This window comes from Staphylococcus sp. HMSC069D12 (assembly GCF_001810405.1).
Classification (GTDB): Bacteria; Bacillota; Bacilli; order Staphylococcales; family Staphylococcaceae; genus Staphylococcus; species Staphylococcus haemolyticus.
The window spans coordinates 1-26,748 of the sequence record NZ_KV801091.1; the positions used below are offsets into that span (position 1 = coordinate 1).

Annotated in this window: 29 protein-coding genes; all 29 read left to right on the plus strand. The window is 34.0% G+C overall.

Annotated elements, in window-relative coordinates; translation table 11 throughout:
- The first annotated feature begins 186 nt into the window (after positions 1 to 186).
- The 29 genes from HMPREF2737_RS11540 to divIC all read left to right on the plus strand — a co-directional run bounded on the left by HMPREF2737_RS11540 (position 187) and on the right by divIC (position 26,626).
- Positions 187 to 324: a hypothetical protein gene (locus HMPREF2737_RS11540; RefSeq protein WP_154230756.1), complete on the plus strand. Its 138-nt coding sequence runs from the start codon at positions 187 to 189 to the stop codon at positions 322 to 324.
- 78 nt (positions 325 to 402) lie between these two features.
- On the plus strand, positions 403 to 936 hold the full coding sequence (locus tag HMPREF2737_RS01195; protein ID WP_037552623.1) for a GNAT family N-acetyltransferase: 534 nt from the start codon (positions 403 to 405) through the stop codon (positions 934 to 936).
- A 22-nt stretch (positions 937 to 958) separates the two neighbouring features.
- Positions 959 to 2,299: an aminotransferase class I/II-fold pyridoxal phosphate-dependent enzyme gene (locus HMPREF2737_RS01200; RefSeq protein WP_037552626.1), complete on the plus strand. Its 1,341-nt coding sequence runs from the start codon at positions 959 to 961 to the stop codon at positions 2,297 to 2,299.
- Between the two features lies 1 nt (position 2,300).
- Positions 2,301 to 2,912: a dTMP kinase gene (tmk, locus tag HMPREF2737_RS01205; protein ID WP_037552627.1), complete on the plus strand. Its 612-nt coding sequence runs from the start codon at positions 2,301 to 2,303 to the stop codon at positions 2,910 to 2,912.
- 33 nt (positions 2,913 to 2,945) lie between these two features.
- Positions 2,946 to 3,275: a cyclic-di-AMP receptor gene (locus HMPREF2737_RS01210; RefSeq protein ID WP_011276778.1), complete on the plus strand. Its 330-nt coding sequence runs from the start codon at positions 2,946 to 2,948 to the stop codon at positions 3,273 to 3,275.
- Between the two features lie 270 nt (positions 3,276 to 3,545).
- The gene (locus tag HMPREF2737_RS01215; protein ID WP_037552628.1) at positions 3,546 to 4,472 is read left to right on the plus strand and encodes a DNA polymerase III subunit delta' C-terminal domain-containing protein; all 927 of its coding nucleotides are present in this window, start codon (positions 3,546 to 3,548) and stop codon (positions 4,470 to 4,472) included.
- 1 nt (position 4,473) lies between these two features.
- On the plus strand, positions 4,474 to 5,277 hold the full coding sequence (locus HMPREF2737_RS01220; protein WP_037552629.1) for a PSP1 domain-containing protein: 804 nt from the start codon (positions 4,474 to 4,476) through the stop codon (positions 5,275 to 5,277).
- Between the two features lie 15 nt (positions 5,278 to 5,292).
- Positions 5,293 to 5,691 (plus strand): DNA replication initiation control protein YabA, encoded by a 399-nt coding sequence (gene yabA, locus HMPREF2737_RS01225; protein ID WP_037552630.1) that lies wholly within the window; start codon positions 5,293 to 5,295, stop codon positions 5,689 to 5,691.
- 156 nt (positions 5,692 to 5,847) lie between these two features.
- On the plus strand, positions 5,848 to 6,573 hold the full coding sequence (locus HMPREF2737_RS01230; protein WP_037552632.1) for a tRNA1(Val) (adenine(37)-N6)-methyltransferase: 726 nt from the start codon (positions 5,848 to 5,850) through the stop codon (positions 6,571 to 6,573).
- The gene (locus HMPREF2737_RS01235) at positions 6,566 to 6,814 is read left to right on the plus strand and encodes a GIY-YIG nuclease family protein (RefSeq protein WP_037536987.1); all 249 of its coding nucleotides are present in this window, start codon (positions 6,566 to 6,568) and stop codon (positions 6,812 to 6,814) included. Before HMPREF2737_RS01230 ends, HMPREF2737_RS01235 begins: the two co-directional genes overlap by 8 nt.
- Before the next feature lie 2 nt (positions 6,815 to 6,816).
- Positions 6,817 to 7,659: a 16S rRNA (cytidine(1402)-2'-O)-methyltransferase gene (gene rsmI / locus HMPREF2737_RS01240; protein WP_037552634.1), complete on the plus strand. Its 843-nt coding sequence runs from the start codon at positions 6,817 to 6,819 to the stop codon at positions 7,657 to 7,659.
- A 251-nt stretch (positions 7,660 to 7,910) separates the two neighbouring features.
- Positions 7,911 to 9,890 (plus strand): methionine--tRNA ligase, encoded by a 1,980-nt coding sequence (metG, locus tag HMPREF2737_RS01245; protein ID WP_037552636.1) that lies wholly within the window; start codon positions 7,911 to 7,913, stop codon positions 9,888 to 9,890.
- Positions 9,891 to 9,919: 29 nt separating this feature from the next.
- Complete coding sequence (locus HMPREF2737_RS01250) at positions 9,920 to 10,690, plus strand: TatD family hydrolase (protein ID WP_037552637.1); 771 nt, start codon at positions 9,920 to 9,922, stop codon at positions 10,688 to 10,690.
- A 143-nt stretch (positions 10,691 to 10,833) separates the two neighbouring features.
- A complete protein-coding gene (gene rnmV / locus HMPREF2737_RS01255) occupies positions 10,834 to 11,382 on the plus strand; it encodes a ribonuclease M5 (RefSeq protein ID WP_011276769.1) in 549 nt (182 codons plus the stop codon).
- Positions 11,383 to 11,385: 3 nt separating this feature from the next.
- Positions 11,386 to 12,276 (plus strand): 16S rRNA (adenine(1518)-N(6)/adenine(1519)-N(6))-dimethyltransferase RsmA, encoded by an 891-nt coding sequence (gene rsmA, locus HMPREF2737_RS01260; protein ID WP_037552638.1) that lies wholly within the window; start codon positions 11,386 to 11,388, stop codon positions 12,274 to 12,276.
- Positions 12,277 to 12,375: 99 nt separating this feature from the next.
- On the plus strand, positions 12,376 to 12,639 hold the full coding sequence (gene veg / locus HMPREF2737_RS01265) for a biofilm formation stimulator Veg (protein WP_011276767.1): 264 nt from the start codon (positions 12,376 to 12,378) through the stop codon (positions 12,637 to 12,639).
- Positions 12,640 to 12,956: 317 nt separating this feature from the next.
- Entirely contained in the window at positions 12,957 to 13,805 is an 849-nt protein-coding gene (ispE, locus tag HMPREF2737_RS01270; protein WP_037552557.1) for a 4-(cytidine 5'-diphospho)-2-C-methyl-D-erythritol kinase, read from the plus strand.
- 15 nt (positions 13,806 to 13,820) lie between these two features.
- Positions 13,821 to 14,645, plus strand: coding sequence for a pur operon repressor (gene purR / locus HMPREF2737_RS01275; RefSeq protein WP_011276765.1), 825 nt, complete (start codon positions 13,821 to 13,823; stop codon positions 14,643 to 14,645).
- A 17-nt stretch (positions 14,646 to 14,662) separates the two neighbouring features.
- A complete protein-coding gene (locus HMPREF2737_RS01280) occupies positions 14,663 to 15,043 on the plus strand; it encodes a RidA family protein (RefSeq protein WP_037552555.1) in 381 nt (126 codons plus the stop codon).
- 67 nt (positions 15,044 to 15,110) lie between these two features.
- Positions 15,111 to 15,413 carry a septation regulator SpoVG gene (spoVG, locus tag HMPREF2737_RS01285; protein ID WP_037552552.1) on the plus strand — a complete coding sequence of 101 codons (303 nt, stop codon included), beginning with the start codon at positions 15,111 to 15,113 and terminating at the stop codon, positions 15,411 to 15,413.
- 209 nt (positions 15,414 to 15,622) lie between these two features.
- Positions 15,623 to 16,978 carry a bifunctional UDP-N-acetylglucosamine diphosphorylase/glucosamine-1-phosphate N-acetyltransferase GlmU gene (gene glmU, locus HMPREF2737_RS01290; protein ID WP_037552550.1) on the plus strand — a complete coding sequence of 452 codons (1,356 nt, stop codon included), beginning with the start codon at positions 15,623 to 15,625 and terminating at the stop codon, positions 16,976 to 16,978.
- 111 nt (positions 16,979 to 17,089) lie between these two features.
- Positions 17,090 to 18,055: a ribose-phosphate diphosphokinase gene (locus HMPREF2737_RS01295; protein WP_011276761.1), complete on the plus strand. Its 966-nt coding sequence runs from the start codon at positions 17,090 to 17,092 to the stop codon at positions 18,053 to 18,055.
- 183 nt (positions 18,056 to 18,238) lie between these two features.
- Positions 18,239 to 18,904, plus strand: a complete 666-nt coding sequence (locus HMPREF2737_RS01300) for a 50S ribosomal protein L25/general stress protein Ctc (protein WP_011276760.1) — start codon at positions 18,239 to 18,241, stop codon at positions 18,902 to 18,904.
- Between the two features lie 168 nt (positions 18,905 to 19,072).
- Positions 19,073 to 19,645: an aminoacyl-tRNA hydrolase gene (gene pth, locus HMPREF2737_RS01305; RefSeq protein ID WP_037552549.1), complete on the plus strand. Its 573-nt coding sequence runs from the start codon at positions 19,073 to 19,075 to the stop codon at positions 19,643 to 19,645.
- Positions 19,642 to 23,151 (plus strand): transcription-repair coupling factor, encoded by a 3,510-nt coding sequence (mfd, locus tag HMPREF2737_RS01310; RefSeq protein ID WP_037552547.1) that lies wholly within the window; start codon positions 19,642 to 19,644, stop codon positions 23,149 to 23,151. Before pth ends, mfd begins: the two co-directional genes overlap by 4 nt.
- 64 nt (positions 23,152 to 23,215) lie before the next feature.
- Complete coding sequence (locus tag HMPREF2737_RS01315) at positions 23,216 to 24,748, plus strand: polysaccharide biosynthesis protein (protein WP_052071625.1); 1,533 nt, start codon at positions 23,216 to 23,218, stop codon at positions 24,746 to 24,748.
- The gene (locus HMPREF2737_RS01320; protein WP_037552542.1) at positions 24,748 to 25,938 is read left to right on the plus strand and encodes a MazG nucleotide pyrophosphohydrolase domain-containing protein; all 1,191 of its coding nucleotides are present in this window, start codon (positions 24,748 to 24,750) and stop codon (positions 25,936 to 25,938) included. The genes HMPREF2737_RS01315 and HMPREF2737_RS01320 overlap by 1 nt, the downstream gene beginning before the upstream one ends.
- Positions 25,935 to 26,213 carry an RNA-binding S4 domain-containing protein gene (locus HMPREF2737_RS01325; protein ID WP_037537011.1) on the plus strand — a complete coding sequence of 93 codons (279 nt, stop codon included), beginning with the start codon at positions 25,935 to 25,937 and terminating at the stop codon, positions 26,211 to 26,213. The genes HMPREF2737_RS01320 and HMPREF2737_RS01325 overlap by 4 nt, the downstream gene beginning before the upstream one ends.
- 20 nt (positions 26,214 to 26,233) lie before the next feature.
- Complete coding sequence (gene divIC, locus HMPREF2737_RS01330; protein ID WP_037552540.1) at positions 26,234 to 26,626, plus strand: cell division protein DivIC; 393 nt, start codon at positions 26,234 to 26,236, stop codon at positions 26,624 to 26,626.
- Positions 26,627 to 26,748: the final 122 nt, after the last annotated feature.

Sequence of the window (26,748 nt, forward strand, 5' to 3'; positions counted from 1 at the left end):
CGTTCCGCTAGAGTAGGACGTTGCCAGGCAAATTGTATGGATGCGATGAGCCGATATCGAGACCGAAAGGTCTCTTTTTTTATGCATAAAAACAAAACCAAAGGTTTAATAAGATAACAACAAATAAAAGTGTAATAGCTTTACGAGGAGAAAGTGTTTGAAGCTGATGAATTGAGAAATTGAGAAGTGAGTTTAGTTGAGCTAAAAGAGCAAGCAATTTTAGAAAATGAGGAAGGAAGCGAGCGCTTGTCTCGAAGTAAAGTAAGTTTCTTAGCGCCGGTGGTAGCAGATTTACGTTCCGCTAGAGAAAGAATTATACCTTAACGAATAGAAAGTTAAAGTATTGAGTTACTTTACTTAGTGAAATCGCTTGTCTACACTGTAATTAAAGGAGTGCTAAGAATGATAATTAGAGCTTTAGAAGAAACAGACTTACAATTTGTACATCATTTAAATAACGAATATACGATTATGTCTTACTGGTTTGAAGAACCGTATGAATCATTAAGTGAGTTAAAAACGTTATATCAAAAGCATATTTTAGATGAATCAGAGAGAAGATTCATTATTGAAGATGATCACACGTCTATCGGTGTTGTAGAACTAGTGGAAATTAACTTTGTACATAGAAATTGTGAAATTCAAATTATTATAGATTCACAATTTGGAAATAAAGGCTATGCTAAAAAAGCATTTAAAATGGCAATTGATTACGCCTTTTTAGTCTTGAACCTGAATAAAGTTTATTTATATGTGGATGTGAATAATGAAAAAGCAGTGCACATATATAAAAAAGCAGGTTTCATTATAGAAGGTGAATTAAAAGAACATTTTTATACTCAAGGAAAGTATAAAGATTGTTATGTCATGGGACTATTGAAAGCAAAGTGGAATGAACAACGCGATGGCAATGATGATTTATCGCAAGTGCACTAAATAATTAGAAAGTGTGTATAATATGGAACTTCCAATTTTTCATAAATTATCTCAATTGGTAAATGAAAATGCTATTTCTTTACATGTACCTGGTCACAAAAATGGAACAATCGGTAATGTAAAAAATTTGGACTTTAAGATGGATATGACTGAAATTACGGGACTTGATGATTTGCATCACCCAGAAGATATCATATTAAAAAGTATGCAACATATTCATAAGCAACCGGATTATGACGCGTATTTCTTAATTAATGGAACAACCTCAGGAATTTTATCAGTGATACAGTCATTTTCAAAATTAAAAGGGAATTATTTGATTAGTCGTAATGTGCACAAATCAGTCTTTCATGGATTGGATATTGTACAGCAACCTGCTGATATAATAGCAATGACTAAGAGTAATGATAGTAGTCAATATTTAGGTCCGGACACACAAAGTATGACATTTAATAATCAGAAGTTAGCTATTGTAACCTATCCAAACTATTATGGTGAATGCTTTGATATCAAAGCATTTGTAGATAGAGCACATCGTGAAGCGATACCAGTATTAGTTGATGAGGCACATGGTGCACATTTTAATTTAAAAAACTTTCCAAAATCTGCACTTGAAAGTGGCGCGGATTATGTTGTGCAGTCTTATCACAAGACATTGCCCGCACTCACGATGGGATCTATATTGTTTATTCATAAAGATGCGCCATTGAAAGATGAAATAGTGCGATATCTAGGATACTTTCAGACTTCTAGTCCTTCATATTTAGTGATGGCCAGTCTTGAGCTAGCACATCAATTTTATGTTGATTACGATAGTACGCTATTTTTTGAAAAAAGAAATCAACTTATTGATACGCTAAATATGATTGGATTAACTACTATTTGTGTAAGTGATCCTTTAAAATTATTAATTCAGTATCAAGGGTATTCTGGATTTGAAATACAAACATGGTTTGAACAAATGGGTATATACATTGAATTAGCTGACGACAAGCAAGTTTTATTTGTATTGCCGTTATGGCATGAGGACGATAAGTATCCATTTGAAACACTATTAAACAAAATCACTAAAATCAATCTACCATGTCCATTGTCAACTAAACAATCAACACCAATACATATACCGTTAGATGAAGGTACATACTTCCCACAAGATAGTGGTAACGTAACATGGGTTGATATTGATCAATCGATAGGTAAGATATTAGCAATGCACATCATACCATATCCACCGGGTATCCCTGTTTATTTAAAAGGGGAAAGAATAACCCAAAATATGATAAAATTAATGCGAGAATATCTTCAAAAAGGCGATAGAGTTGAAGGTATAAAACAAGAAAAAATATTAGTTAAGGATGAATAAAATGTCGGCGTTTATAACATTCGAGGGTCCTGAAGGTTCAGGTAAGACAACTGTATTGCAACGTGTGTCTGAAAAGTTAGCTCAGGATTATCAGTTGATTGCTACTAGAGAACCTGGAGGAGTACCAACTGGTGAAGAAATACGTAAGGTAGTATTAGAAGGGGAAAATATGGACATACGTACAGAAGCAATGTTGTTTGCTGCTTCTAGAAGAGAACACCTAGTAGAAAAAGTTGTGCCCGCGTTAAATGATAATAAAATTGTCTTATGTGATAGATATATTGATAGCTCTCTTGCATATCAAGGTTATGCAAGGGGTATAGGTATTGAAGAAGTGAAGCAATTAAATGATTTTGCAATAAATGGTCTTTATCCAAATTTAACCATTTATTTAGATATTACGGCAGAAGTCGGTAGAGATAGAATACTTAAAAATCAACGAGATCAAAATCGGCTTGATAAAGAAGATATTGCATTTCACGAGAAGGTGATTGAAGGATATCGACAAATCATTCAAGAAACACCTCAGCGTTTTGCAGTGGTAGATGCGACACGTAATATTGATGATGTAGTCAATGAAACTTATGAGATAATCTTAAATTTTTTAAAATAATTATGATATAATAACAAGAAGAGGTGTTTTAAGATGAAAATGATTATAGCGATCGTTCAAGATCAGGATAGTCAAGAACTTTCAGACCAACTCGTAAAAAATAACTTTAGAGCTACAAAATTAGCAACTACTGGTGGATTTTTAAGAGCAGGTAACACTACTTTCTTATGTGGTGTAGATGATGACCGTGTAGATGATATTTTATCAGTCATTGATCATACTTGCGGTAATAGAGATCAACTTGTTTCACCAATGACACCAATGGGAGGTAGTGCAGATTCTTACATACCATATCCTGTTGAAGTGGAAGTAGGAGGCGCTACAGTATTTGTAATGCCAGTCGAATCATTCCATAGATTTTAACATTTAAAAGTAATGAATAATGAAATTAAGACACCTTAGATGAATAAACAATATTCGAGGTTGGGACATTATGGCTTATGCTCTGGAACACTGATAGACGGTGTTTGAAGGCAGATTTAGCAAACTTTTTTGCAACATGTTAAGTTGTAGAGAAACTCGATTCGACAAAATTTGAAATATAATTTTGCTAATCGGTAAGTTTGCATAAATTCTAAATGCTTTGGTCCTAACCTCTTTTATATTATAAAGTTGAATAAGGAGTAAGCAAGCATGGATGAACAACAAAAATTAGCGAATGCGTATCATTCAAATAAACTATCGCATGCCTACCTTTTTGAAGGTGATGATGCACAATCAATGAAGCATGTAGCGATGGAATTTGCAAAACTTATTCTATGTAATGGGAATCAGCAATGTGAAATGAAAGTTGAAACCTTCAACCAACCAGACTTCATGTATGTATCTTCTGAAGAAAATTCAATTAAGAAAGAGCAAATTGAGCAATTGGTACATCGTATGATTCAACTTCCTATTGAAGGAACACATAAAGTTTATATCATTGAAGATTTTGAAAAGCTTACTGTTCAAGGGGAAAATAGTATATTAAAGTTTTTAGAAGAACCACCTGAGAATACGATAGCCATTTTGTTATCAACGAAGCCAGAACAAATCTTAGATACAATTCATTCACGTTGTCAGCATGTTTATTTTAAACCAAGTGATAAACAAGACTTTATAGATAGATTAGTTGATGAAGATATTAATAGAGCTGTAGCTGAAATGCTAAGCACCTATACTACGCAACTAGAAACTGCAATAGATTTAAATGAAGAACATGATTTAGTTACACTTAGGAAAGTGATCTTACATTGGTGTGACTTATTATTAACGAATAGACCTATGGCATTAATTGGAATAATAGATTTATTAAAAAATGCGAAAAATCGTAAGTTACAATTACTAACGCTAGCAGCCGTTAACGCGTTTTTTGAGGATATTATGCATGCCAAAATAGGAATTGAACGAGATTTTACATACACAGATTTAAAAGGTAATATAGAAAAATATGCGAATCAGTTATCGCTAAACCAAGTTATAACAATGTACGACCAAATTACAGAAGCGCACAAAAAATTAATGCAAAATGTTAATCCGACGCTTGTATTTGAACAAATAGTAATCAAAGGTGTGAGTTAGAATGCCAAATATCGTAGGTGTACAATTTCAGAAAGCAGGGAAATTGGAATATTATGCGCCTAATGATTTAGACGTAAATGTAGATGATTGGGTTGTTGTCGAATCTAAACGAGGCATTGAAATTGGAAGTGTAAAGTTTCCACCTAAAGATGTTGAAGATGGTGATGTTACATTACCTTTAAAAGAAATTATACGCGTTGCTACAGAGCAAGATATCGAAACGTATTATCAAAATGATGAAGATGCCACTAATGCATTACAATTATGTAAAGACTTAGTTAAAGAACAGCAACTGGATATGCGATTAGTTAATTGTGAATATACATTAGATAAATCAAAAGTAATTTTTAATTTTACAGCAGATGATCGTATTGATTTTCGTAAACTCGTAAAACATTTAGCACAAAATTTAAAGACACGTATCGAATTAAGACAAATCGGTGTTCGAGATGAAGCCAAATTACTAGGTGGTATCGGTCCATGTGGTCGTTCACTATGTTGTGCCACATTTTTAGGGGATTTTGAACCGGTTTCAATTAAAATGGCTAAAGATCAAAATCTGTCATTAAATCCTACTAAAATTTCTGGTGCTTGTGGTCGATTGATGTGTTGTTTAAAATATGAAAATGATTTTTATGAAGAGGCAAGAGCACAGTTGCCTGATTTAGGGGATAAAATTGTGACACCTGAAGGCAAAGGACAAGTCATTGGGTTGAATATTCTAGATATTTCAATGCAAGTTAAAATCGATGGTTTAGAACAGCCGTTAGAATATAAAATGGAAGAATTAGAAGCTTTTAATTAAGGAGGCACGTTACTTTTGAATCGCAATGACTTATTTGAAAAAATTGTAAAACTTGAAAGTAATGTTAATCAATTAAATCAGGAAATGAGTGAACTGAAAGCATTATCTATCCAACTTATTGAAGAAAATGTTGCCTTACAAGTTGAAAATGATAATTTAAAATCATTGATGGCTAAGAGTGAACAAGAGGTTGAAGATGTCAGAGTTACCAATCGTATTGAAAAAGACAACAAGCCAATGAGTAAGGAAAGAGATAATAAAAGTTCAATTAAACATGTTAAGAAACCATTGCCAAGTAAGGATAACTTAGCAGTATTATATAGCGAAGGATTCCATATTTGTAATGGAGAATTATTTGGTAAACACCGATATGGTGAGGATTGTTTACTATGTATGAATGTATTAAATAGTTAGACCATTGGTCAGTTGATATTGCCAGTGGATTGACAGTACGTCGCAAATGTAAAGTGAAATTGATTAAAGCGTACGCTAATGATTAGGGATGGATTTCAACACTTTGAAATATAACGATGTGTTGTAAAGACATCTCTTTTTTAGGAGAAAAAAATTATGTTAAAAGCTAATGAGCGTATTGATGACTTATTTAAAGAAAATTTGAAAATTATACAAAATGACGATGTTTTTTCATTTTCAACAGATGCTTTATTGTTAGGGCATTTTACCGAAGTGAGGAAGAATGACAAAATATTAGACCTTTGCGCGGGAAATGGTGTGATTGCACTCTTGTTATCAGCTAAAGGATCGCAAACAATTGAGAGTATCGAGATACAAGAACAATTGGCTGATATGGCTCGTCGTAGCTTCAAATATAACGATTTAACGAATCGATTATTAATGCATCACATGGATTTAAAAGATGTGTACCAAAACTTTAAACCATCTCAATATACGTTAGTCACGTGTAATCCTCCTTATTTTAAAAGCAATCAACGTCATCAACATCAAAAAGAGGCGCATAAGATTGCGAGACATGAGATTATGTGTACATTAGAGGATTGTATGTTGGCAGCGCGTCATTTATTAAAGCAAGGTGGTCGACTTATGATGGTTCATCGAGCTGAAAGGTTAATGGATGTCTTAACTGAGATGCGCAAAGCCAGTATTGAACCGAAACGAGTGGTTTTTATTTATAGTAAAATTGATAAATCGGCTGTTACGATTGTAGTAGAGGGACGCAAAAACGGTAACCAGGGATTAACCATTACACCACCATTTTACATCTATAACAATCAGGGTGACTATACTGATGAAATGAAAGAGGTGTATTATGGCTAAACATTATGTTTATATAGTTAAATGCAAAGATAATTCATTATATACGGGTTATACTACCAATGTAGAGGCACGTATTGCGACTCATAATGCAGGAAAAGGGGCTAAATATACTAAAACAAGACGTCCGGTAGTGTTAGTTTATCAAGAAATGTTTAGTTCAAAATCAGAAGCAATGCGAAGAGAGTATGAAATTAAAACATATAGCAGACAACAAAAATTAAAAATGATTGAGGAGCGTTAAATATGGCGACATTATATTTAGTGGGAACGCCTATAGGAAATCTAGGTGATATTACATTTCGTGCAATTGAAACTTTAAAAAATGCTGATTTTATAGCTTGTGAAGATACACGAGTGACCAAAAAGCTTTGCAATCATTATGGTATTCAAACACCGCTCAAATCATATCATGAACATAATAAGTCACAGCAAACTGAGTATTTAATTGACTTGTTAAATGAAGGTTACAATATCGCTTTAGTGTCAGATGCAGGTTTACCTTTAATAAGCGATCCGGGTTATGAGTTGGTCGTTGCAGCCCACAGTTATGACATTCACGTAGAAACCGTGCCTGGTCCTAATGCAGGTTTAACTGCACTAATGGTAAGTGGCCTACCATCCTATACGTATACATTTTTAGGCTTTTTACCTAGAAAAGAAAAAGATAAAGTAGCAGTATTGCAGGAACGAATGTTTCAAGATAGCACATTAATTATTTATGAGTCACCATTCCGTGTTGTTGAAACGTTAAAAGCCATTTCCAAAGTTGATGATACTAGACGTGTTGCAGTGGGTCGTGAATTAACTAAAAAGTTTGAACAAATTGTGATGCAAGAAGTTGGGCACTTAATAAATGCATTTCAAAACGATGAAATTATGCAAAAAGGTGAATTTGTAATCTTGATTGAGGGCGCTAAGCCTCTTGAAACTGAACAATGGTTTCAATCACTTACCATTTCAGAGCATGTCGAACACTATATATCAGAACAAAATATTAAACCTAAAAAGGCGATTAAGTTAGTCGCAGAAGACCGTCATATGAAGACTGGAGAAGTTTATGATATATATCATGATGTCAATCAATGATGTGGCAATGAAACGTTGATTAATTAAATATTTTTCTGGGAAAATGGGCAATGAAAATCTTATGAAATACCCCATAAATTAATGAATTTATGGTAATGTTAATAGGATACGACATTAGAAAATTGATATGAGTTATAATAAGAAATAACTTAATATAAAAGGATATCGTGATGCGTTTAAGTATCAAAATCCATAATGAACAAAATAACACGTATATATTATTATTTTGTAAACGATGAGGAGGACTATTGATGGCGAAAGAAACATTTTATATTACAACCCCAATTTATTATCCGAGTGGTAATTTACATATCGGCCATGCATATTCAACAGTAGCTGGTGATGTAATTTCACGTTATAAACGTATGCAAGGCTATGATGTTCGTTACTTAACTGGTACAGATGAACATGGCCAAAAAATTCAAGAAAAAGCTCAAAAAGTAGGTAAAACTGAATTAGAATATTTAGATGAAATGATCAGTGGTATTAAAAGTCTTTGGAGTAAGTTAGAAATCTCTAATGATGACTTTATTCGTACTACAGAAGATCGTCATAAACAAGTAGTAGAAAAAGTTTTTGAGCGTCTTTTAAAACAAGGTGATATTTACCTTGGTGAGTATGAAGGGTGGTATTCGGTACCAGATGAAACATATTACACTGAATCGCAATTAGTAGATCCAATATATGAAAATGGCAAAATTGTTGGCGGAAAAAGTCCAGATTCAGGTCATGAAGTTGAGTTAGTTAAAGAGGAAAGCTATTTCTTTAATATTAATAAATACACAGATAGATTATTAGAATTTTATGATGCTAATCCAGATTTCATTCAACCGCCTTCAAGAAAAAATGAAATGATTAACAACTTTATTAAACCTGGTTTAGAAGATTTAGCTGTTTCACGTACATCATTTGACTGGGGCGTCAGAGTGCCATCCAATCCTAAACACGTTGTATACGTATGGATTGATGCATTAGTAAACTATATTTCTGCATTAGGATACTTATCAGATGATGATGAATTATTCAAGAAATATTGGCCAGCAGATGTGCATTTAATGGCTAAAGAAATTGTACGTTTCCACTCAATTATTTGGCCAATTTTATTAATGGCGTTAGACTTACCGCTTCCTAAAAAAGTATTTGCACATGGTTGGATTCTGATGAAAGACGGTAAAATGAGTAAATCTAAAGGTAATGTGGTAGATCCTAACGTATTAATTGACCGCTATGGTCTTGATGCAACACGCTATTATTTAATGCGCGAACTACCATTTGGCTCTGATGGAGTATTCACTCCTGAAGCTTTTGTAGAGCGCACTAACTATGATTTAGCAAATGACTTAGGTAACTTAGTAAATCGTACAATCTCTATGATTAATAAGTATTTCCAAGGTGAACTGCCTGCATATGAAGGTCCTAAACATGAACTAGACGAAGATATGGAAGCATTAGCACATGAAACTGTGAAACATTTCAATGAAAGTATGGAAAGTTTCCAATTCTCTGTAGCTTTATCTACTGTATGGAAGTTTATTAGTCGTACAAATAAATATATCGATGAGACTACACCATGGGTATTAGCTAAGGATGATAGTCAAAAAGATATGCTTGGTAATGTCATGGCACATTTAGTTGAAAATATTCGATATGCTGCAGTGTTACTACGTCCATTCTTAACACATGCACCTAAAGAAATTTTCAAACAACTGAATATTAATGAACCTGAATTATTTGAATTAGAAAGTCTTGAACAATATGGTGCATTAAAACAACCAATTATGGTAACTGAGAAGCCAACACCAATCTTCCCACGTTTAGACACTGAAGCGGAAATTGCATATATTAAAGAATCAATGCAACCTCCAAAGTCTGAAGAATCTAAAGATGAAGTTGAAGAGCCAAGTAAAGCGCAAATTGATATTAAAGATTTTGATAAAGTTGAAATTAAAGCAGCAACAATTACTGATGCTGAAAACGTTCCAAAGTCTGATAAATTGTTAAAAATTCAAATTGACTTAGGTTCAGAGCAACGTCAAATTGTTTCTGGAATCGCTAAGTTTTATCGTCCAGAAGATATTATCGGTAAAAAAGTTGCAGTGGTCACTAACTTAAAACCTGCTAAATTAATGGGTCAAAAGTCAGAAGGCATGATTTTATCAGCTGAAAAAGATGGTGTCTTAACATTAGTTAGTTTACCAAGTGCAATTCCAAATGGTGCAGTTATTAAATAGTAATAAATTGTAAAATTAGGAGAGATAAAATGTTAATCGATACACATGTCCATTTAAATGATGAACAATATGCGGAAGATTTAACTGAAGTCATTTCTCGTGCGAGAGAAGCAGGCGTTGATCGCATGTTTGTCGTTGGTTTTGATACACCGACAATCGAACGTGCTATGGAACTGATTGATCAATATGATTTTATTTATGGAATTATAGGTTGGCATCCTGTTGATGCGATTGATTTTACAGATGAACGTTTACAATGGATTGAAGAGTTATCAAAGCATCCTAAAGTTATTGGTATTGGAGAAATGGGCTTAGATTATCATTGGGATAAATCTCCAGCTGAAGTTCAAAAAGACGTATTTAGAAAACAAATTACTCTCGCTAAAAGAGTGGGCTTGCCTATCATTATTCATAATCGCGAAGCTACGCAAGATTGTGTAGATATCTTAATGGAAGAACATGCTGAAGAAGTAGGCGGAATTATGCATAGTTTCAGTGGTTCTCCTGAAATTGCAGATGTAGTTATTAATAAGCTGAACTTCCATATTTCTTTAGGTGGTCCAGTTACATTTAAGAATGCTAAGCAACCTAAAGAAGTCGCAAAACATGTACCTATGGATAGATTGTTAGTTGAAACAGATGCGCCTTATCTTTCACCTCATCCATATAGAGGTAAACGTAATGAACCAGAACGTGTGACTTTAGTTGCTGAACAAATTGCAGAATTACGTGGTATGTCATATGAAGATGTATGTCATCAAACTACGGAAAATGCTGAACGTTTATTTAAATTAAAATAATAATATATGTCTGAGAAAGATGTTAAACCGTGTCTGTCATGGTATGATTTTATAAACATGACACACGACATCTTTCTCATTTTTTATGTGACAAGTAGTTATAATATATGTGAAATGAATTTGAAAGGTAAGGATTTTTTATTATGAAAATCAATGAATTTATCGTAGTAGAAGGTAGAGATGACACAGAACGAGTAAAGTCGGCTGTTGAATGTGATACGATTGAAACAAATGGGAGTGCTATCAATAAAGAGACTTTAGCAGTCATCCAAAATGCACAAGAAACAAGAGGTGTTATCGTATTAACTGATCCTGACTTTCCCGGTGATAAAATACGTCACACGATTACTGAACACGTTTCAGGTGTTAAACATGCATACTTAGATAGAGAAAAGGCTAAAAATAAGCGTGGTAAAATCGGTGTTGAACATGCGCATCCAAAAGATATTAGAGACGCATTAATGCACGTCAGTTCTCCTTTTGAAGAAGCGGAAGAATCAATCGACAAAAGTGTTCTCATAGACTTAGGATTAATAATTGGTAAAGACGCACGTCGTAAAAGAGAAATACTAGGTCGTAAATTACACATCGGACATTCAAATGGCAAGCAACTGCTTAAGAAACTCAATGCATTTGGTTATACTGAATCAGATGTGCGCGAAGCGTTATCTATGGAAAAGGAGAGTGAATAAAAGGTGGAGAGAAAAGATATTGCGACACCTTCAAGAACTAAGGCATTGTTAGATCAGTTTGGATTTAACTTTAAAAAAAGTTTAGGACAAAATTTCTTAGTAGATGTGAATATCATTCATAAAATTATAGATGCAAGTGAAATTGACGACAATACAGGTATTATTGAAGTTGGTCCCGGTATGGGTTCTTTAACAGAGCAATTAGCCAAAAGAGCTAAAAAGGTGATGTCATTTGAAATTGATCAGCGACTTATACCTGTACTAAAAGAAACGCTAGCGCCATATGACAACGTAACGATAATTAACGAAGATATATTGAAAGCAGACATTGGTAAAGCGGTTAAAACATATTTGAATGATTGTGACAAAATCATGGTCGTAGCTAATTTACCATATTATATTACAACACCAATTTTATTGAATTTAATGCAACAAGATATTCCGATTGATGGTTATGTTGTTATGATGCAAAAAGAGGTTGGTGAACGTTTAAATGCCCAAGTAGGAACAAAGGCTTATGGTTCATTATCTATTGTTACACAATACTATACAGAAACAAGTAAAGTGTTAACGGTTCCTAAAACAGTTTTCATGCCACCACCTAATGTAGATTCTATTGTTGTTAAATTAATGCAAAGAGAGACGCCACTCGTCAGCGTGGATGACGAAGAAACTTTCTTTAAATTAGCTAAAGCAGCTTTTGCGCAAAGACGTAAAACAATTTACAACAATTATCAGAATTTCTTTAAAGATGGAAAAAAGCATAAAGAAAGTATATTAAAATGGCTTGAACAAACAGGTATTGATCCTAAAAGACGTGGGGAAACGCTATCAATACAAGATTTTGCACGATTGTATGAAGAAAAGAAAAATTTCCCAGAATTAGAAAATTAAATTGTTGACAAAGCGCTACTACATTGATAAAATTTAAATTTTATTTGACATAACCTTGCAAAATATGGTATTATGTAACTTGTAGCGAGGTGGAGCAATATGCCAAAATCAATTTTGGACATCAAAAATTCTATTGATTGTCATTTAGGAAATCGTATTGTACTAAAAGCCAACGGTGGTCGTAAAAAAACAATCGAACGTTGCGGTGTTTTAAAAGAAACGTATCCTTCAGTATTCGTTGTTGAATTAGACCAAGATAAGCATAATTTTGAAAGAGTTTCGTATACATATACGGATGTTCTTACAGAGAACGTACAAGTTTCATTTGAAGAAGATAATCATCAAGAAGTAGTTGCACACTAATTTAGACATAAATATAGAGTGGTTTAGTGTACTACAACTCTATAAATTAAAATGTATTGGGTGTTGGGCTTATTAAGTTCAACACTCTTTTTTTGTAGAAGATTAAGATATGCGTCAAACGTGAGACAGTGAATGCTTCTATCTCACTTCCAATCATTTTACTTAAAAATAATATAATTTCATTAGAAAACGTATATTAGTGAATTAAATTGATTGTTTTATTAAGATTTTACATAAATTTGTCATGTATCTATCAAATATTTTAAGTCTTTGTGTTAAAATCATCTTATTACTATAGATGAAGAGAGGGCGGAAAAATGATATATGAAACGGCACCAGCCAAGATAAATTTGACGCTCGATACACTTTTCAAAAGAGATGATGGATATCATGAAATTGCAATGATTATGACGACAGTTGATCTGAACGATCGATTATCTTTCCAAAAAAGAAAAGATAAAAAAATCGTTGTTGATATTGAACATAACTATGTTCCAAATGATCATAAAAATTTGGCTTATCGTGCAGCGCAATTGATGATGGAAACCTATGATTTAAATGAAGGTGTCACCATTACTATAGATAAAGATATCCCCGTTTCTGCCGGTTTAGCAGGAGGATCAGCTGATGCAGCTGCTACGTTGCGTGGTATTAATCGTCTGTTTAATTTGGATAAATCTTTGCATGAACTAAGTGATTTGGGAATACAAATTGGAACAGACATTCCGTTTTGCATCTATAACAGAACTGCTGTATGCAAAGGTAGAGGTGAAAAGATACGCTTTTTAAAAAAGCCACCTTCAGCTTGGGTAGTTTTAGCGAAACCTAATTTAGGTATATCATCCGCGGATGTATTCAAAGCGTTAGATTTGGATGATGCACATCATGTAGATACAGAAATGTGCGAGAAGGCGATTGTTGAAGGTGATTATAAACAGTTATGTGAAAGCTTATCGAATCGTCTAGAACCAGTATCAATGTCAATGCATCCTGAAATTGAAAAAATAAAAAATAATATGTTGCAATGTGGTGCAGATGGCGCATTAATGAGTGGTAGTGGTCCAACCGTATATGGGCTTGCTCAAAAAGAAAGCCAAGCGAAAAAGATATATAATGCTGTTAATGGCTGCTGTAATGAAGTGTATTTAGTAAGATTATTAGGATAGAAGGGTGAACAACAAATGAGGTATAAAAGAAGTGAACGTATCGTCTTTATGACACAGTATTTAATGAATCATCCAAATCAGTTAATACCTTTAACTTTTTTTGTGAAAAAATTTAAACAAGCGAAGTCTTCAATTAGTGAAGATGTTCAAATTATTAAGAATACTTTCCAAAAAGAAAAGCTAGGTACAGTTATTACGACTGCAGGTGCTAGTGGTGGTGTAACTTACAAACCAATGATGAGTAAAGAAGAGGCTTCGGAAATTGTTGAAGAAGTTATTGAACTACTTCAAGAAAAAGAACGATTATTACCTGGTGGATATCTTTTCTTATCAGATTTAGTAGGTAACCCTTCTTTACTTAATAAAGTTGGTAAATTAATTGCTAGCATTTATATGGAAGAAGATCTTGATGCGGTTGTAACAATCGCTACAAAAGGGATATCGCTTGCCAATGCGGTAGCTAACGTATTAAATTTACCTGTAGTAGTAATAAGAAAAGACAATAAAGTTACTGAGGGATCTACTGTATCGATTAACTACGTGTCTGGCTCTTCACGTAAGATCGAAACGATGGTGCTTTCTAAACGTACATTAGCTGAAAATTCTAATGTACTTGTCGTGGATGATTTTATGAGAGCAGGAGGTTCAATCAACGGTGTCATGAATCTTATGAATGAGTTTAAGGCACAAGTTAAAGGGGTATCTGTACTTGTAGAATCAAAAGAAGTTAAACAAAGATTGATTGAGGATTATACTTCTTTAGTTAAATTATCTGATGTTGATGAATACAATCAGGAATTTAAAGTAGAACCTGGCAATAGTTTGTCTAAATTTTCTTAAAAGGAGTTTATTACATCATGAAAACAATTAACACTAAAAAAGCACCAGAAGCTTTAGGACCATACTCACACGCTATGGTTGTGAATAATTTAGTATTCACATCTGGACAAATCCCATTAGATACTGAAGGGAATATTGTCAGTGATGATGTGAAAGAGCAAACAAAACAAGTGCTAGACAATTTGTCTGTCGTACTTGAAGAAGCTGGTTCGGATTTAAACTCAGTTGTGAAAGCAACCATTTTTATCTCCGACATGAATGAATTTCAACAAATAAATGAAGTCTATGGTAGTTATTTCAGTGAACATCAACCAGCGCGTAGTTGTGTTGAAGTTGCAAGATTACCTAAAGACGTTAAAGTTGAAATTGAAGTTGTAGGTAAAGTAAAAGGAATATAATTTCCTTGATTAAAGAATTGTCAAGCTTCTAACAAACAAAGATATATATACTAGGGGGGCTCACTACATGAAAGTGACAGATGTTAGACTTAGAAAAATAGAAACAGATGGCAGAATGAAAGCACTTGTTTCAATTACATTAGACGAAGCTTTTGTAATTCACGATTTACGTGTAATTGAAGGGAACTCAGGTCTTTTCGTTGCTATGCCAAGTAAACGTACACCAGATGGTGAATTCCGTGATATCGCGCATCCAATCAACTCTGATATGAGACAAGAAATTCAAGATGCCGTTATGAAAGTATATGACGAAACAGATGAAGTTATTCCAGATAAAAATGCTTCATCAGAAGATTCAGACGAAGCTTAAATAAATCATACATTATAGCAGGTTCAGCATTTAAATTTGTTGAACCTGCTTTTTAAATATCAAGTGCGGTATAAAGCGTTCTACTAGTGAATACATATTTTGAAAAATTTAAATAGACTAAATTATAAAACCTTCTAAATCTTGAAACTCGAACTTGAGTTAAATTATAATAAATTAGAAGTGTAAAATTTATTGGAGGGTTACCACTCATGCAAAGAAATGCGGTAATATTAGCAGCTGGAAAAGGTACTAGAATGAAATCAAATAAATATAAAGTGCTACATAAAGTTGCTGGAAAATCAATGGTAGAACATGTGTTAACAAATGTTAAGAATGCTGGTGTTAACCAAATCGTGACAATTGTAGGTCATGGTGCTGAAGACGTTAAAGAAACATTGGGGAACCAATCGTTATATAGCTATCAAGAAGAACAATTAGGAACAGCACATGCTGTAAAGATGGCTAACGAACATTTGAAAGAAGTGGAAGGTACAACTTTAGTTGTTTGTGGAGACACACCACTCATTACAGCTCATACGTTACAAAAGTTAATTGAGCATCATGAAAGTACTCATGCGCAAGCGACAGTATTATCAGCAACTGCTCAGATTCCGTTTGGTTATGGGCGAATTGTTCGCGATGAACAACGTAGACTACAACGTATTGTTGAAGAAAAAGACGCGTCAGAAACACAAAAAGCATTAACGGAAATTAGTTCTGGAATTTTTGCGTTTGATAATCGAGTTCTTTTCTCTAAATTAGAAGAAGTTAAAAATGATAATGCTCAAGGTGAATACTACTTGCCAGATGTGATCAGCTTAATCTTAGCTGATAATGGTGTTGCTGAAGTTTATCACACAGACGATTTTAATGAGATTATGGGTGTAAATGATCGTGTCATGTTAAGTAATGCGGAAAAGGCGTTGCAACAACGTATTAACATTGAGCATATGAGAAATGGTGTAACTATTATCGACCCTACAACTACATTTATTGGACCAGATGTCAAAATAGGTATGGATACAATTATTGAACCTGGTGTACGTATTAATGGTGAAACAGAAATAGGAGAAGAAGCTGTCATCGGTCAATACTCTGAAATCAACAATAGTCATATTGGCTCACAAGTTGACATTAAACAATCAGTTATTAATGATTCAATTGTTGGTGATAAAACAAAAGTTGGACCATTCGCGCAACTAAGACCTGGTTCAAACTTAGGTTCAGATGTAAAAGTGGGTAACTTTGTCGAAGTGAAAAAAGCAGATCTTAAAGATGGGGCTAAAGTATCTCACTTAAGTTATATTGGAGATGCTGAAATCGGTGAACGTACAAACATTGGTTGTGGTTCAATCACAGTAAATTATGATGGTGTTAATAAATTTAAAACGGTTGTAGGTAAAGATGCATTTATTGGATGTAATACTAACTTAGTGGCACCTGTAACTGTTGGTGACGGTGTGTTAATCGCTGCAGGTTCAACAATTACCGACAACGTCCCTAATGAAAGTTTAGCCCTTGCGCGTGCCCGTCAAATCACAAAAGAAGGATATCTCAAAAAATAATTTTTTGATAAAATTTGGTATCTCTTTTCCACAATTTTTTGTTGAACATAGTAAAAGCGATTAATTTTTTATATAATGAAAGTGTCTAAGTTAAAAATTGGAGGACTATAAATGTTAAATAATGAATACAAGAATTCATCTTTAAAGATTTTCTCTTTAAAAGGAAATGAGCCATTAGCACAAGAGGTAGCTGATCGAGTAGGGATTGAATTAGGGAAATGTTCTGTTAAACGCTTTAGCGATGGAGAAATTCAAATCAATATTGAAGAAAGTATTCGTGGATGTGATGTTTTCATTATCCAACCCACTTCAAATCCGGTTAATTTACATTTGATGGAGTTATTGATCATGATTGATGCTTGTAAGCGTGCATCAGCAGCTAATATCAATATTGTGGTTCCATATTATGGCTATGCACGTCAAGATAGAAAAGCACGTAGCCGTGAACCTATTACAGCTAAGTTAGTAGCTAACTTAATTGAAACAGCTGGTGCTAATCGTATGATTGCATTAGATTTACATGCACCACAAATTCAAGGATTCTTTGATATTCCAATTGACCATTTAATGGGTGTACCAATCATTGGTCAACATTTTGAGAATGACCCTAACATTGACCCAGAAGAATGTGTCGTAGTATCACCGGACCACGGTGGCGTTACACGCGCACGTAAACTTGCTGACATTTTAAAAACTCCGATTGCAATTATTGATAAACGACGTCCTAAACCAAACGTAGCAGAAGTAATGAATATTGTTGGTGAGATTGAAGGACGCACTGCGATTATTATTGATGACATTATCGATACAGCAGGAACAATCACTTTAGCTGCACAAGCTTTAAAAGATAAAGGTGCTAAAGATGTGTATGCTTGTTGTACACACCCAGTTTTATCAGGTCCTGCTAAGGAGCGTATCGAGAATTCAGCAATTAAAGAATTAATCGTTACAAATTCAATCTTATTAGATGACACACGTAAACCGTCAAATACTAAAGAATTATCAGTAGCTGGATTACTTGCTCAAGCAATTATTCGAGTATATGAACGTGAATCAGTAAGTGTATTATTTGACTAAAGTTTACAATTGCGTTTGACTTATACATTTCAACCGTGTATAATACATTCGTTCGTGGTTTTACGAACTAATAAACACTTGCAAGCAACTTATAAAGTTGATGGGTAAGTGAAGGGAAGTCCAGAACTTTATATTCTCACGATAATAAGTATCTAGACTTGAAAATGAAAGGTGGAAATACGAATGGCTTCATTAAAGTCAATCATCCGTCAAGGTAAACAAACTCGTTCTGACCTTAAAAAACTACGTAATACAGGTAAAGTACCTGCAGTAGTTTATGGTTATGGTACTAAAAATACTTCAGTTAAAGTTGATGAAGTTGAATTCATCAAAGTTATCCGTGAAGTAGGACGTAACGGTGTTATCGATTTAGGCGTTGGTTCTAAATCAATCAAAGTTATGGTGTCAGATTATCAATTTGACCCACTTAAAAACCAAATTACACACATCGACTTCTTAGCAATCAACATGACTGAAGAACGTACTGTTGATGTACCAGTTCATTTAGTAGGTGAAGCTGCTGGTGCTAAAGAAGGTGGCGTAGTTGAACAACCATTATTCGACTTACAAGTTACAGCAACTCCAGAAAATATCCCTGAATCAATTGAAGTTGACATTACTGAATTAGAAGTTAATGACAGCTACTCAGTTTCAGATATTAAAGTTTCTGGCGATTTCACAATTGAAAACGACCCAGAAGAATCTGTTGTAACAGTAGTTCCTCCAACTGATGAACCTACTGAAGAAGAAGTTGAAGCTATGGAAGGTGAAGCAGCAACTGAAGAACCTGAAGTAGTTGGTGAAGAAAAAGAAGAAGATAGCGAAGAAGAAAATAAAGACGAAGAATAATTCGTTGATTGTTATCTTTATGGGAGTGGAATATGAATTCTTAATGAATTCTGTTCTACTCCCTTTTTGTGTTATTATAGGGAATGTTATAAAATAATGAATAATTGATATATGCACAATTCTATTCAGTTAGTCGTTATAAATGAATCACAATGGAGGTAACATCGTATGAAATGTATTGTGGGTCTTGGGAATATAGGCAAGCGATTTGAGTTAACAAGACACAATATCGGTTTTGAAGTCATTGATTACATTTTGAAGAAACATAATTTCTCATTAGATAAACAAAAATTTAAAGGTGCTTATACTATTGAACGTTTAAATGGTGACAAGGTTCTATTTATTGAACCAATGACTATGATGAATCTGTCTGGTGAAGCAGTAGGGCCATTAATGGATTACTATAATGTTGAAGTGGAAGATTTAATCGTCTTGTATGATGATTTAGATTTATCTCAAGGTCAAATCCGCTTGCGTCAAAAAGGTAGTGCTGGAGGACATAACGGTATGAAGTCTATCATTAAACATTTAGGTACAGATCAATTTAAACGAATTCGTATTGGCGTAGGGAGACCAACGAATGGTATGTCAGTACCTGATTATGTATTGCAGAAATTTTCAGAAGAAGAGATGATTACTATGGATAAAGTGATTGAACATTCAGCTCACGCTGTGGAAGCTTTTATTGAAAGTTCACGCTTCGACCATGTAATGAATCAATATAATGGAGAAGTCAATTGAGACCTATCATTTCAGACTATATTCAAAATGATAAACGTTTCCAGGAACTCGATGATGTATTCGGTCATCAAAACATTCTTGTAACTGGTCTCTCTCCCTCTGCGAAAGCTACGATTATCGCTGAAAAGTATCTAAAAGATCAAAAACAAATGTTGTTAATCACTAACAACTTATATCAAGCAGATAAATTAGAAACTGATATTTTACAATATATCGATCATTCTGAAGTTTATAAATATCCTGTACAAGATATTATGACTGAAGAATTTTCAACGCAAAGCCCTCAACTTATGAGTGAACGTGTAAGAACACTGACTGCATTAGCTCATAATAAGAAAGGGTTATTTATCGTTCCTTTGAACGGATTGAAAAAGTGGCTCACACCATTTGAACTATGGAAAGAACATCAAATTACGTTTAGAGTAGGCGAGGATATAGATGTCGATGAATTCTTAAATAAATTAGTAAATATGGGATATCGTCGTGAGAGTGTTGTATCACATATCGGCGAGTTCTCATTGCGTGGAGGCATTATCGATATTTATCCTCTCATAGGTCAACCTGTTCGAATAGAATTGTTTGATACAGAAGTTGATTCAATTCGTGACTTCGATGTTGAGACGCAACGTTCAAATGACAATATTGAAGAAGTTTCAATCACAACAGCAAGTGATTACATTATTACAGATGATGTCATTCAACATTTACAATCAGAATTGAAGACCGCATATGAAACAACACGACCAAAAATTGACAAGTCTGTTCGTAATGATTTGAAAGAGACATATGAAAGTTTCAAGTTATTTGAAACAACGTTTTTTGATCATCAATTATTACGTCGTTTGGTGGCATTTATGTACGAGCAACCTTCAACGCTTATTGACTATTTTGCAAAAGACGCCATCATTGTAGCTGACGAATATAATCGTATTAAAGAAACTGAAAAGACGCTAACAACTGAAGTGGACGATTTCATTCAGAACTTAATAGAAAGTGGAAACGGATTTATCGGTCAATCATTTATGCAATATGATGGTTTTGAGTCGTTATTGAAGGATTATCCAGTGACGTACTTCACTTTGTTTACGTCCGCTATGCCTGTTCAGTTACAACATATTATTAAGTTTTCTTGTAAACCAGTTCAACAGTTTTATGGGCAATACGATATTATGCGTTCTGAATTCCAACGCTATGTACACAACGACTATCATATCGTGGTGTTAGTAGAAACTGAAACGAAAGTTGAACGAATTCAATCGATGTTGAATGAGATGCATATACCAACTGTTACTAATGTTCACAATGACATTAAATCTGGCCAAGTCGTTGTTACAGAAGGCAGTCTTTCAGAAGGTTTCGAATTACCTTATATGCAACTTGTTGTTATAACTGAGAGAGAATTATTCAAAACAAAACAAAAGAAACAGCGTAAACGTACTAAAACTTTATCTAATGCTGAAAAAATCAAGTCATATCAAGACCTTAATGTTGGTGACTACGTCGTACATGTACATCATGGGGTAGGGCGTTATCTTGGTGTTGAAACTTTAGAAGTTGGAGATGTTCACCGAGATTATATTAAATTGCAATATAAAGGCACAGACCAACTCTTTGTACCAGTCGATCAAATGGATCAAGTTCAAAAATATGTTGCTTCAGAAGATAAGTCGCCTAAATTAAATAAACTTGGTGGCTCAGAATGGAAGAAAACAAAAGCTAAAGTTCAACAAAGTGTCGAAGATATTGCTGATGAATTAATCGCATTATATAAAGAACGTGAAATGTCGGTAGGTTATCAATACGGTGAAGATACCGCTGAGCAAAGTGCATTTGAAATGGACTTCCCATATGAATTAACGCCTGACCAAGCGAAATCGATAGACGAAATTAAAGGTGATATGGAACGCGAGCGACCAATGGATCGTCTATTATGTGGTGACGTAGGTTATGGTAAAACAGAAGTTGCTGTTAGAGCAGCTTTTAAAGCAGTAATGGAAGGGAAACAAGTTGCATTTCTTGTACCTACAACGATTTTAGCGCAACAACATTATGAAACGTTAATTGAACGAATGCAGGATTTTCCGGTACAAATTGAATTGATTAGTCGATTCCGTTCAACTAAAGAAGTCAAAGAAACTAAAGAAGGTCTTAAATCAGGATACGTTGATATTGTTGTTGGAACACATAAATTGTTAGGCAAAGATATTCATTATAAAGATTTAGGATTATTAATAGTCGATGAAGAACAACGTTTTGGTGTACGTCATAAAGAACGTATTAAGACAATGAAGACGAATGTAGACGTACTGACGTTAACTGCAACGCCTATTCCTAGAACATTACACATGAGTATGCTAGGTGTACGGGATTTATCAGTCATTGAGACACCTCCAGAAAATCGCTTCCCTGTACAAACTTATGTGTTAGAACAAAATAATAATTTTATTAAAGAAGCTTTAGAACGAGAATTATCACGTGATGGACAGGTATTCTATTTATACAACAGAGTTCAATCCATTTATGAAAAACGTGAACAATTACAGATGTTAATGCCGGATGCTAATATTGCCGTTGCACATGGTCAGATGACAGAACGTGATCTTGAAGAAACAATGCTAAGCTTTATTAATGGCGAATTTGATATTTTAGTGACTACAACTATTATTGAGACAGGTGTAGATGTACCTAATGCGAATACTCTAATTATAGAAGAAGCAGATCGCTTTGGATTAAGCCAATTGTATCAATTGCGCGGTCGTGTAGGACGCTCAAGTCGAATTGGCTATGCATACTTCTTACATTCTGCGAATAAAGTGCTAACTGAAACTGCAGAAGAAAGATTACAAGCTATTAAAGAATTTACTGAATTGGGTTCAGGATTCAAAATTGCCATGCGTGATTTAAATATTCGTGGTGCCGGAAACTTACTAGGTAAACAACAACACGGCTTTATTGATTCGGTTGGCTTTGACTTGTATTCACAAATGTTAGAAGAAGCGGTTAATGAAAAACGTGGTATTAAAGAAGAAGAACCAGATGCACCAGAAGTGGAAATGGAACTCAACTTAGATGCCTATTTACCTGCAGAATACATTCAAAATGAGCAAGCAAAAATTGAAATTTATAAAAAACTACGTAAAGTCGAAACAGAAGAACAATTATTTGATATTAAAGATGAATTGATAGATCGATTCAATGATTATCCAGTTGAAGTTGAACGTTTACTTGAAATGGTTGAAATTAAAATACATGCGCTACATGCAGGGGTAACTTTAATTAAAGATAAAGGTAAGCAAATTGAAGTGTCATTATCAGTGAAAGCAACAGGACAAATGAACGGTGAAGAACTGTTTAAACAAACACAACCTTTAGGACGTGCAATGAAACTAGGTGTTAAAGAAAATCGCATGCATGTAACACTTACCAAGTCTAAGCAATGGTTAGATAACTTGAAATTCCTTGTGAGATGTCTTGAAGGAAGTATGGTTATTGAAGATGAAAACTAAAAGTATATCAGAATCTAAATCTACACAATCGTTATCATCTAAGAGTACAAACGAGTTCAAATACATTGAACCCTCTAATCACACAGCATTCAATGGCGTTGTGATTCTAACCCTTGCACTCATCATAGTTAAAATTTTAAGTGCAATTTACAGAGTGCCTTACCAAAATGTTCTCGGAGATACTGGGTTGTATGCTTATCAACAAATATATCCAATTGTGGCGCTAGGGATGATTTTATCTATGAATGCTATTCCAAGTGCGGTAACGCAAACGCTTGGTATTAATGGACAACCGTCTTCGTTTTCAAAAGTGCTAATACGATTTCAAACGTTAGGCATAGTAATATTTTTAATGCTCTTATTATTAGCTCACCCAGTGGCTATATTGATGGGAGATTCAAGACTTGCACCTATGATACGAATGGCAAGTTTGAGTTATTTATTTATTGGTATATTAGGTGTGTGTCGTGGTTATTACCAAAGTCAAAGACGTATGAATATACCCGCTATTTCCCAGGTTATTGAACAAATCATTCGTGTTGGTCTCATCATTGTAGCCATTGGTTTATTTATGAGTAAAGATTGGTCAATATATCAAGCAGGAACGATTGCTATTTTAGCTTCTGCACTTGGTTTTTTAGGTTCAAGTCTCTTTTTAATAGTTATGAAACCTTTCTCTTTTAAGATGCAGAATTTATCAGCAAATATACCTTGGAAAGACTTACTTATGGCTACACTTGTATTTGCATTGAGCCAATTATTGGTCATATTATGGCAATTTATAGATAGCTTTACAATTGTTCATACACTACAATCACACGGCCTACATTTTAAAGAAGCAATCATGCAAAAAGGAATTTATGATCGTGGAGCTTCATTTATACAAATGGGTTTAATTGTTACGACAACTTTTAGTTTTGTGTTAATCCCACTTTTAACTGAAGCAATCGAACAACGAAATCAAATTAAAATGAATCGTTACGCTAATGCATCGCTTAAAATCACTATATTAATTAGTTCAGCAGCTGGTATAGGATTAATTAATTTATTACCTATGATGAATGCAGTCTTCTTTAAGACCAATAGTTTAGGTTTTACACTTGGATCCTATATGTTAACGGTTATCTGTGTATCGCTTATAATGATGGATATTGCATTATTACAAGTACTCAATTGCATTCGTCCAATATTGATTGGTGTAACTATTGGCTTAGTAGTGAAAGGGATACTTAACGCCCTATTGATTCATCATTATGGTATTGCTGGCGCTAGTATTAGCACTGTTTTGTCCCTTATTTGTTTTGTAATTATACTGCATAAAGAAGTGCTTAAGCAGTATCACTTTAGTCAAATGAAACCATTCATTTTGAAAATGTTTACTGCGCTTGTCATCATGACGATAATCATTCAAATTAGTATGCAGGTATTACCTCAAGCGGGACGTATAGGTGGACTTATAGAGTTAGTTGTTGTGGCAATCATAGGCATTGCCGTATTATTAATATTAGTTATATATATGAACATCTTAGGTTATAGAGAATTAAAACATTTGCCATTTGGCGAAAAGCTTTATCATATAAAGAAAGGACGACATTAATGACACATACAATTACAATTGTTGGTTTAGGAAACTACGGTTTAGATGAGTTGCCACTTGGTATCTATCGTTTTTTAATACAACAACCGCTTGTTTATACTAGGACACTAGACCATCCTGTAATTAATCAATTACAAGATGAGCTTAAATTCGAAAGTTTTGATACTATTTATGAAAAGAATGAAGATTTCGATTCTGTGTATCAACAAATTGTTGATGTATTAATTGAAAAAGCGCAAGCACAAGATGTTGTCTATGCCGTACCTGGACATCCACGTGTAGCTGAAACAACGACGGCCAAGTTGTTAGACTACAATGACCATCATCAAGACGTGAATGTTAAAATGCTAGGTGGTAAAAGTTTTATAGATGATATTTTCGCAGCGATTAACCAAGATCCAAACGATGGTTTCACTTTGTTAGATGGTACGGCATTAACCGAACAGTTATTAAATGTGCGTACACATACACTTATTACTCAGGTATATAGTGCTATGGTTGCAGCAGATATTAAAATCACTTTGATGGAACATTATCCAGATGATTTTCCAGTCAAAGTAGTGACTGGCGCACATAGCACTGGCGCCTCTGTACTAGAGGTACCTTTATTTGAACTTGACCATCACGAAGACGCATTTAATAATTTAACAAGTGTCTACGTTCCTAAAGTGACAAATGATGAAGTATTATATCGAAACTTTGATTATGCAGTAGAGATTATAAATCGCTTAATCGATGATGAAACTGGTTGCCCATGGGATCGTGTTCAAACTCATGCCTCCCTCAAACGCTATCTATTGGAAGAAAGCTTTGAATTATTCGAAGCAATTGATAATGAAGATGATTGGCACATGATAGAAGAATTAGGAGATATCTTACTTCAAGTTCTCTTACATGCAAGTATTGGCAAAAAAGAAGGCTATATGGACATTCAAGAAATCATTGAAAGCTTAAGTGCTAAGATGATTCGTCGTCATCCGCATATTTTTGGTGATGAAAAAGCGGCATCGATAGAAGAATTAAATGACATTTGGCAGACAGCTAAAAGTAAAGAAGGTAAAGCACCACGAGTTAAATTTGAGAAAGTATTTGCAGACCACTTCATGGCATTGTATGATAAAACCAAAAATAAGGATTTTGATGAAGAAACCCTTAGAAACTTTTTGCAACAAGGGGAGAAAGATTTATGAGATTAGATAAATATTTAAAAGTATCGCGACTTGTTAAACGTCGTACTTTAGCGAAAGAGATAAGTGATCAAGGACGTATTACCGTTAATGGAAATGTAGCTAAAGCTGGAACAGATGTTAAGGTAGAAGATGAATTAGTTATTCGTTTCGGACAAAAGCTTGTTACAGTTAAAGTAACTGGTTTAAGTGAACATGCTTCTAAAGAAAACGCTAAAGGTATGTACGATTTAATTAAAGAAGAACGTATTAATCAGAACCAGTTTGAAGAAGAATAGACTGAAGGAGGTGACAAGCAATGAGTAAAAAGGTAGAAGAAATAGGGAATCAGTATACCTCCGAAAAGAATCGAAAGAAGCAACGACAACAAAAGAAAATGCGCGTTGTTAGACGAAGAGTAACTGTATTCGGTGGGATATTATTAGCAATCATAATTATTCTATCCATCATGCTTGTCGTCCAAAAACAAAGCAATGATAAAGCAGCAGTTGAGCGTAAACATAAAGAGGAACAGTTTCAGAAAAAGCAAGACGAGGAAATCGCATTAAAAGAAGAACTTAGTAATTTAAATAATAAAGACTACATAGAGAAAGTAGCAAGAGACGATTATTACCTGAGCAATAAAGGTGAAGTTATTTTTAAATTGCCTAATAATGATGATTCTAAGTCTAAATCCTCTAATGACAACTGATAACATTAAGGATAATCGTTTTTCTTAAATAAGAATGAATTATCTGGTTTTATAGCATTGTGAAAATATTAAAACAGGAATATAATAAGGTTAAAATCGAATCAAAATCGGGAGGATTTATT

Excerpts from the sequence above, each read along its gene's own strand:
- tmk (WP_037552627.1), top strand. The coding sequence starts at position 2,301 with ATGTCGGCGTTTATAACATTCGAGGGTCCTGAAGGTTCAGGTAAGACA.
- HMPREF2737_RS01280 (WP_037552555.1), top strand. The coding sequence starts at position 14,663 with ATGAAAACAATTAACACTAAAAAAGCACCAGAAGCTTTAGGACCATAC.
- divIC (WP_037552540.1), top strand. The coding sequence starts at position 26,234 with ATGAGTAAAAAGGTAGAAGAAATAGGGAATCAGTATACCTCCGAAAAG.
- glmU (WP_037552550.1), top strand. The coding sequence starts at position 15,623 with ATGCAAAGAAATGCGGTAATATTAGCAGCTGGAAAAGGTACTAGAATG.
- metG (WP_037552636.1), top strand. The coding sequence starts at position 7,911 with ATGGCGAAAGAAACATTTTATATTACAACCCCAATTTATTATCCGAGT.
- spoVG (WP_037552552.1), top strand. The coding sequence starts at position 15,111 with ATGAAAGTGACAGATGTTAGACTTAGAAAAATAGAAACAGATGGCAGA.
- rnmV (WP_011276769.1), top strand. The coding sequence starts at position 10,834 with ATGAAAATCAATGAATTTATCGTAGTAGAAGGTAGAGATGACACAGAA.
- HMPREF2737_RS01250 (WP_037552637.1), top strand. The coding sequence starts at position 9,920 with ATGTTAATCGATACACATGTCCATTTAAATGATGAACAATATGCGGAA.
- HMPREF2737_RS01325 (WP_037537011.1), top strand. The coding sequence starts at position 25,935 with ATGAGATTAGATAAATATTTAAAAGTATCGCGACTTGTTAAACGTCGT.
- HMPREF2737_RS01220 (WP_037552629.1), top strand. The coding sequence starts at position 4,474 with ATGCCAAATATCGTAGGTGTACAATTTCAGAAAGCAGGGAAATTGGAA.
- HMPREF2737_RS01320 (WP_037552542.1), top strand. The coding sequence starts at position 24,748 with ATGACACATACAATTACAATTGTTGGTTTAGGAAACTACGGTTTAGAT.
- HMPREF2737_RS01235 (WP_037536987.1), top strand. The coding sequence starts at position 6,566 with ATGGCTAAACATTATGTTTATATAGTTAAATGCAAAGATAATTCATTA.
- HMPREF2737_RS01215 (WP_037552628.1), top strand. The coding sequence starts at position 3,546 with ATGGATGAACAACAAAAATTAGCGAATGCGTATCATTCAAATAAACTA.
- pth (WP_037552549.1), top strand. The coding sequence starts at position 19,073 with ATGAAATGTATTGTGGGTCTTGGGAATATAGGCAAGCGATTTGAGTTA.
- HMPREF2737_RS01195 (WP_037552623.1), top strand. The coding sequence starts at position 403 with ATGATAATTAGAGCTTTAGAAGAAACAGACTTACAATTTGTACATCAT.
- HMPREF2737_RS01300 (WP_011276760.1), top strand. The coding sequence starts at position 18,239 with ATGGCTTCATTAAAGTCAATCATCCGTCAAGGTAAACAAACTCGTTCT.
- ispE (WP_037552557.1), top strand. The coding sequence starts at position 12,957 with ATGATATATGAAACGGCACCAGCCAAGATAAATTTGACGCTCGATACA.
- HMPREF2737_RS01230 (WP_037552632.1), top strand. The coding sequence starts at position 5,848 with ATGTTAAAAGCTAATGAGCGTATTGATGACTTATTTAAAGAAAATTTG.
- purR (WP_011276765.1), top strand. The coding sequence starts at position 13,821 with ATGAGGTATAAAAGAAGTGAACGTATCGTCTTTATGACACAGTATTTA.
- HMPREF2737_RS01210 (WP_011276778.1), top strand. The coding sequence starts at position 2,946 with ATGAAAATGATTATAGCGATCGTTCAAGATCAGGATAGTCAAGAACTT.
- veg (WP_011276767.1), top strand. The coding sequence starts at position 12,376 with ATGCCAAAATCAATTTTGGACATCAAAAATTCTATTGATTGTCATTTA.
- HMPREF2737_RS01295 (WP_011276761.1), top strand. The coding sequence starts at position 17,090 with ATGTTAAATAATGAATACAAGAATTCATCTTTAAAGATTTTCTCTTTA.
- HMPREF2737_RS01200 (WP_037552626.1), top strand. The coding sequence starts at position 959 with ATGGAACTTCCAATTTTTCATAAATTATCTCAATTGGTAAATGAAAAT.
- rsmI (WP_037552634.1), top strand. The coding sequence starts at position 6,817 with ATGGCGACATTATATTTAGTGGGAACGCCTATAGGAAATCTAGGTGAT.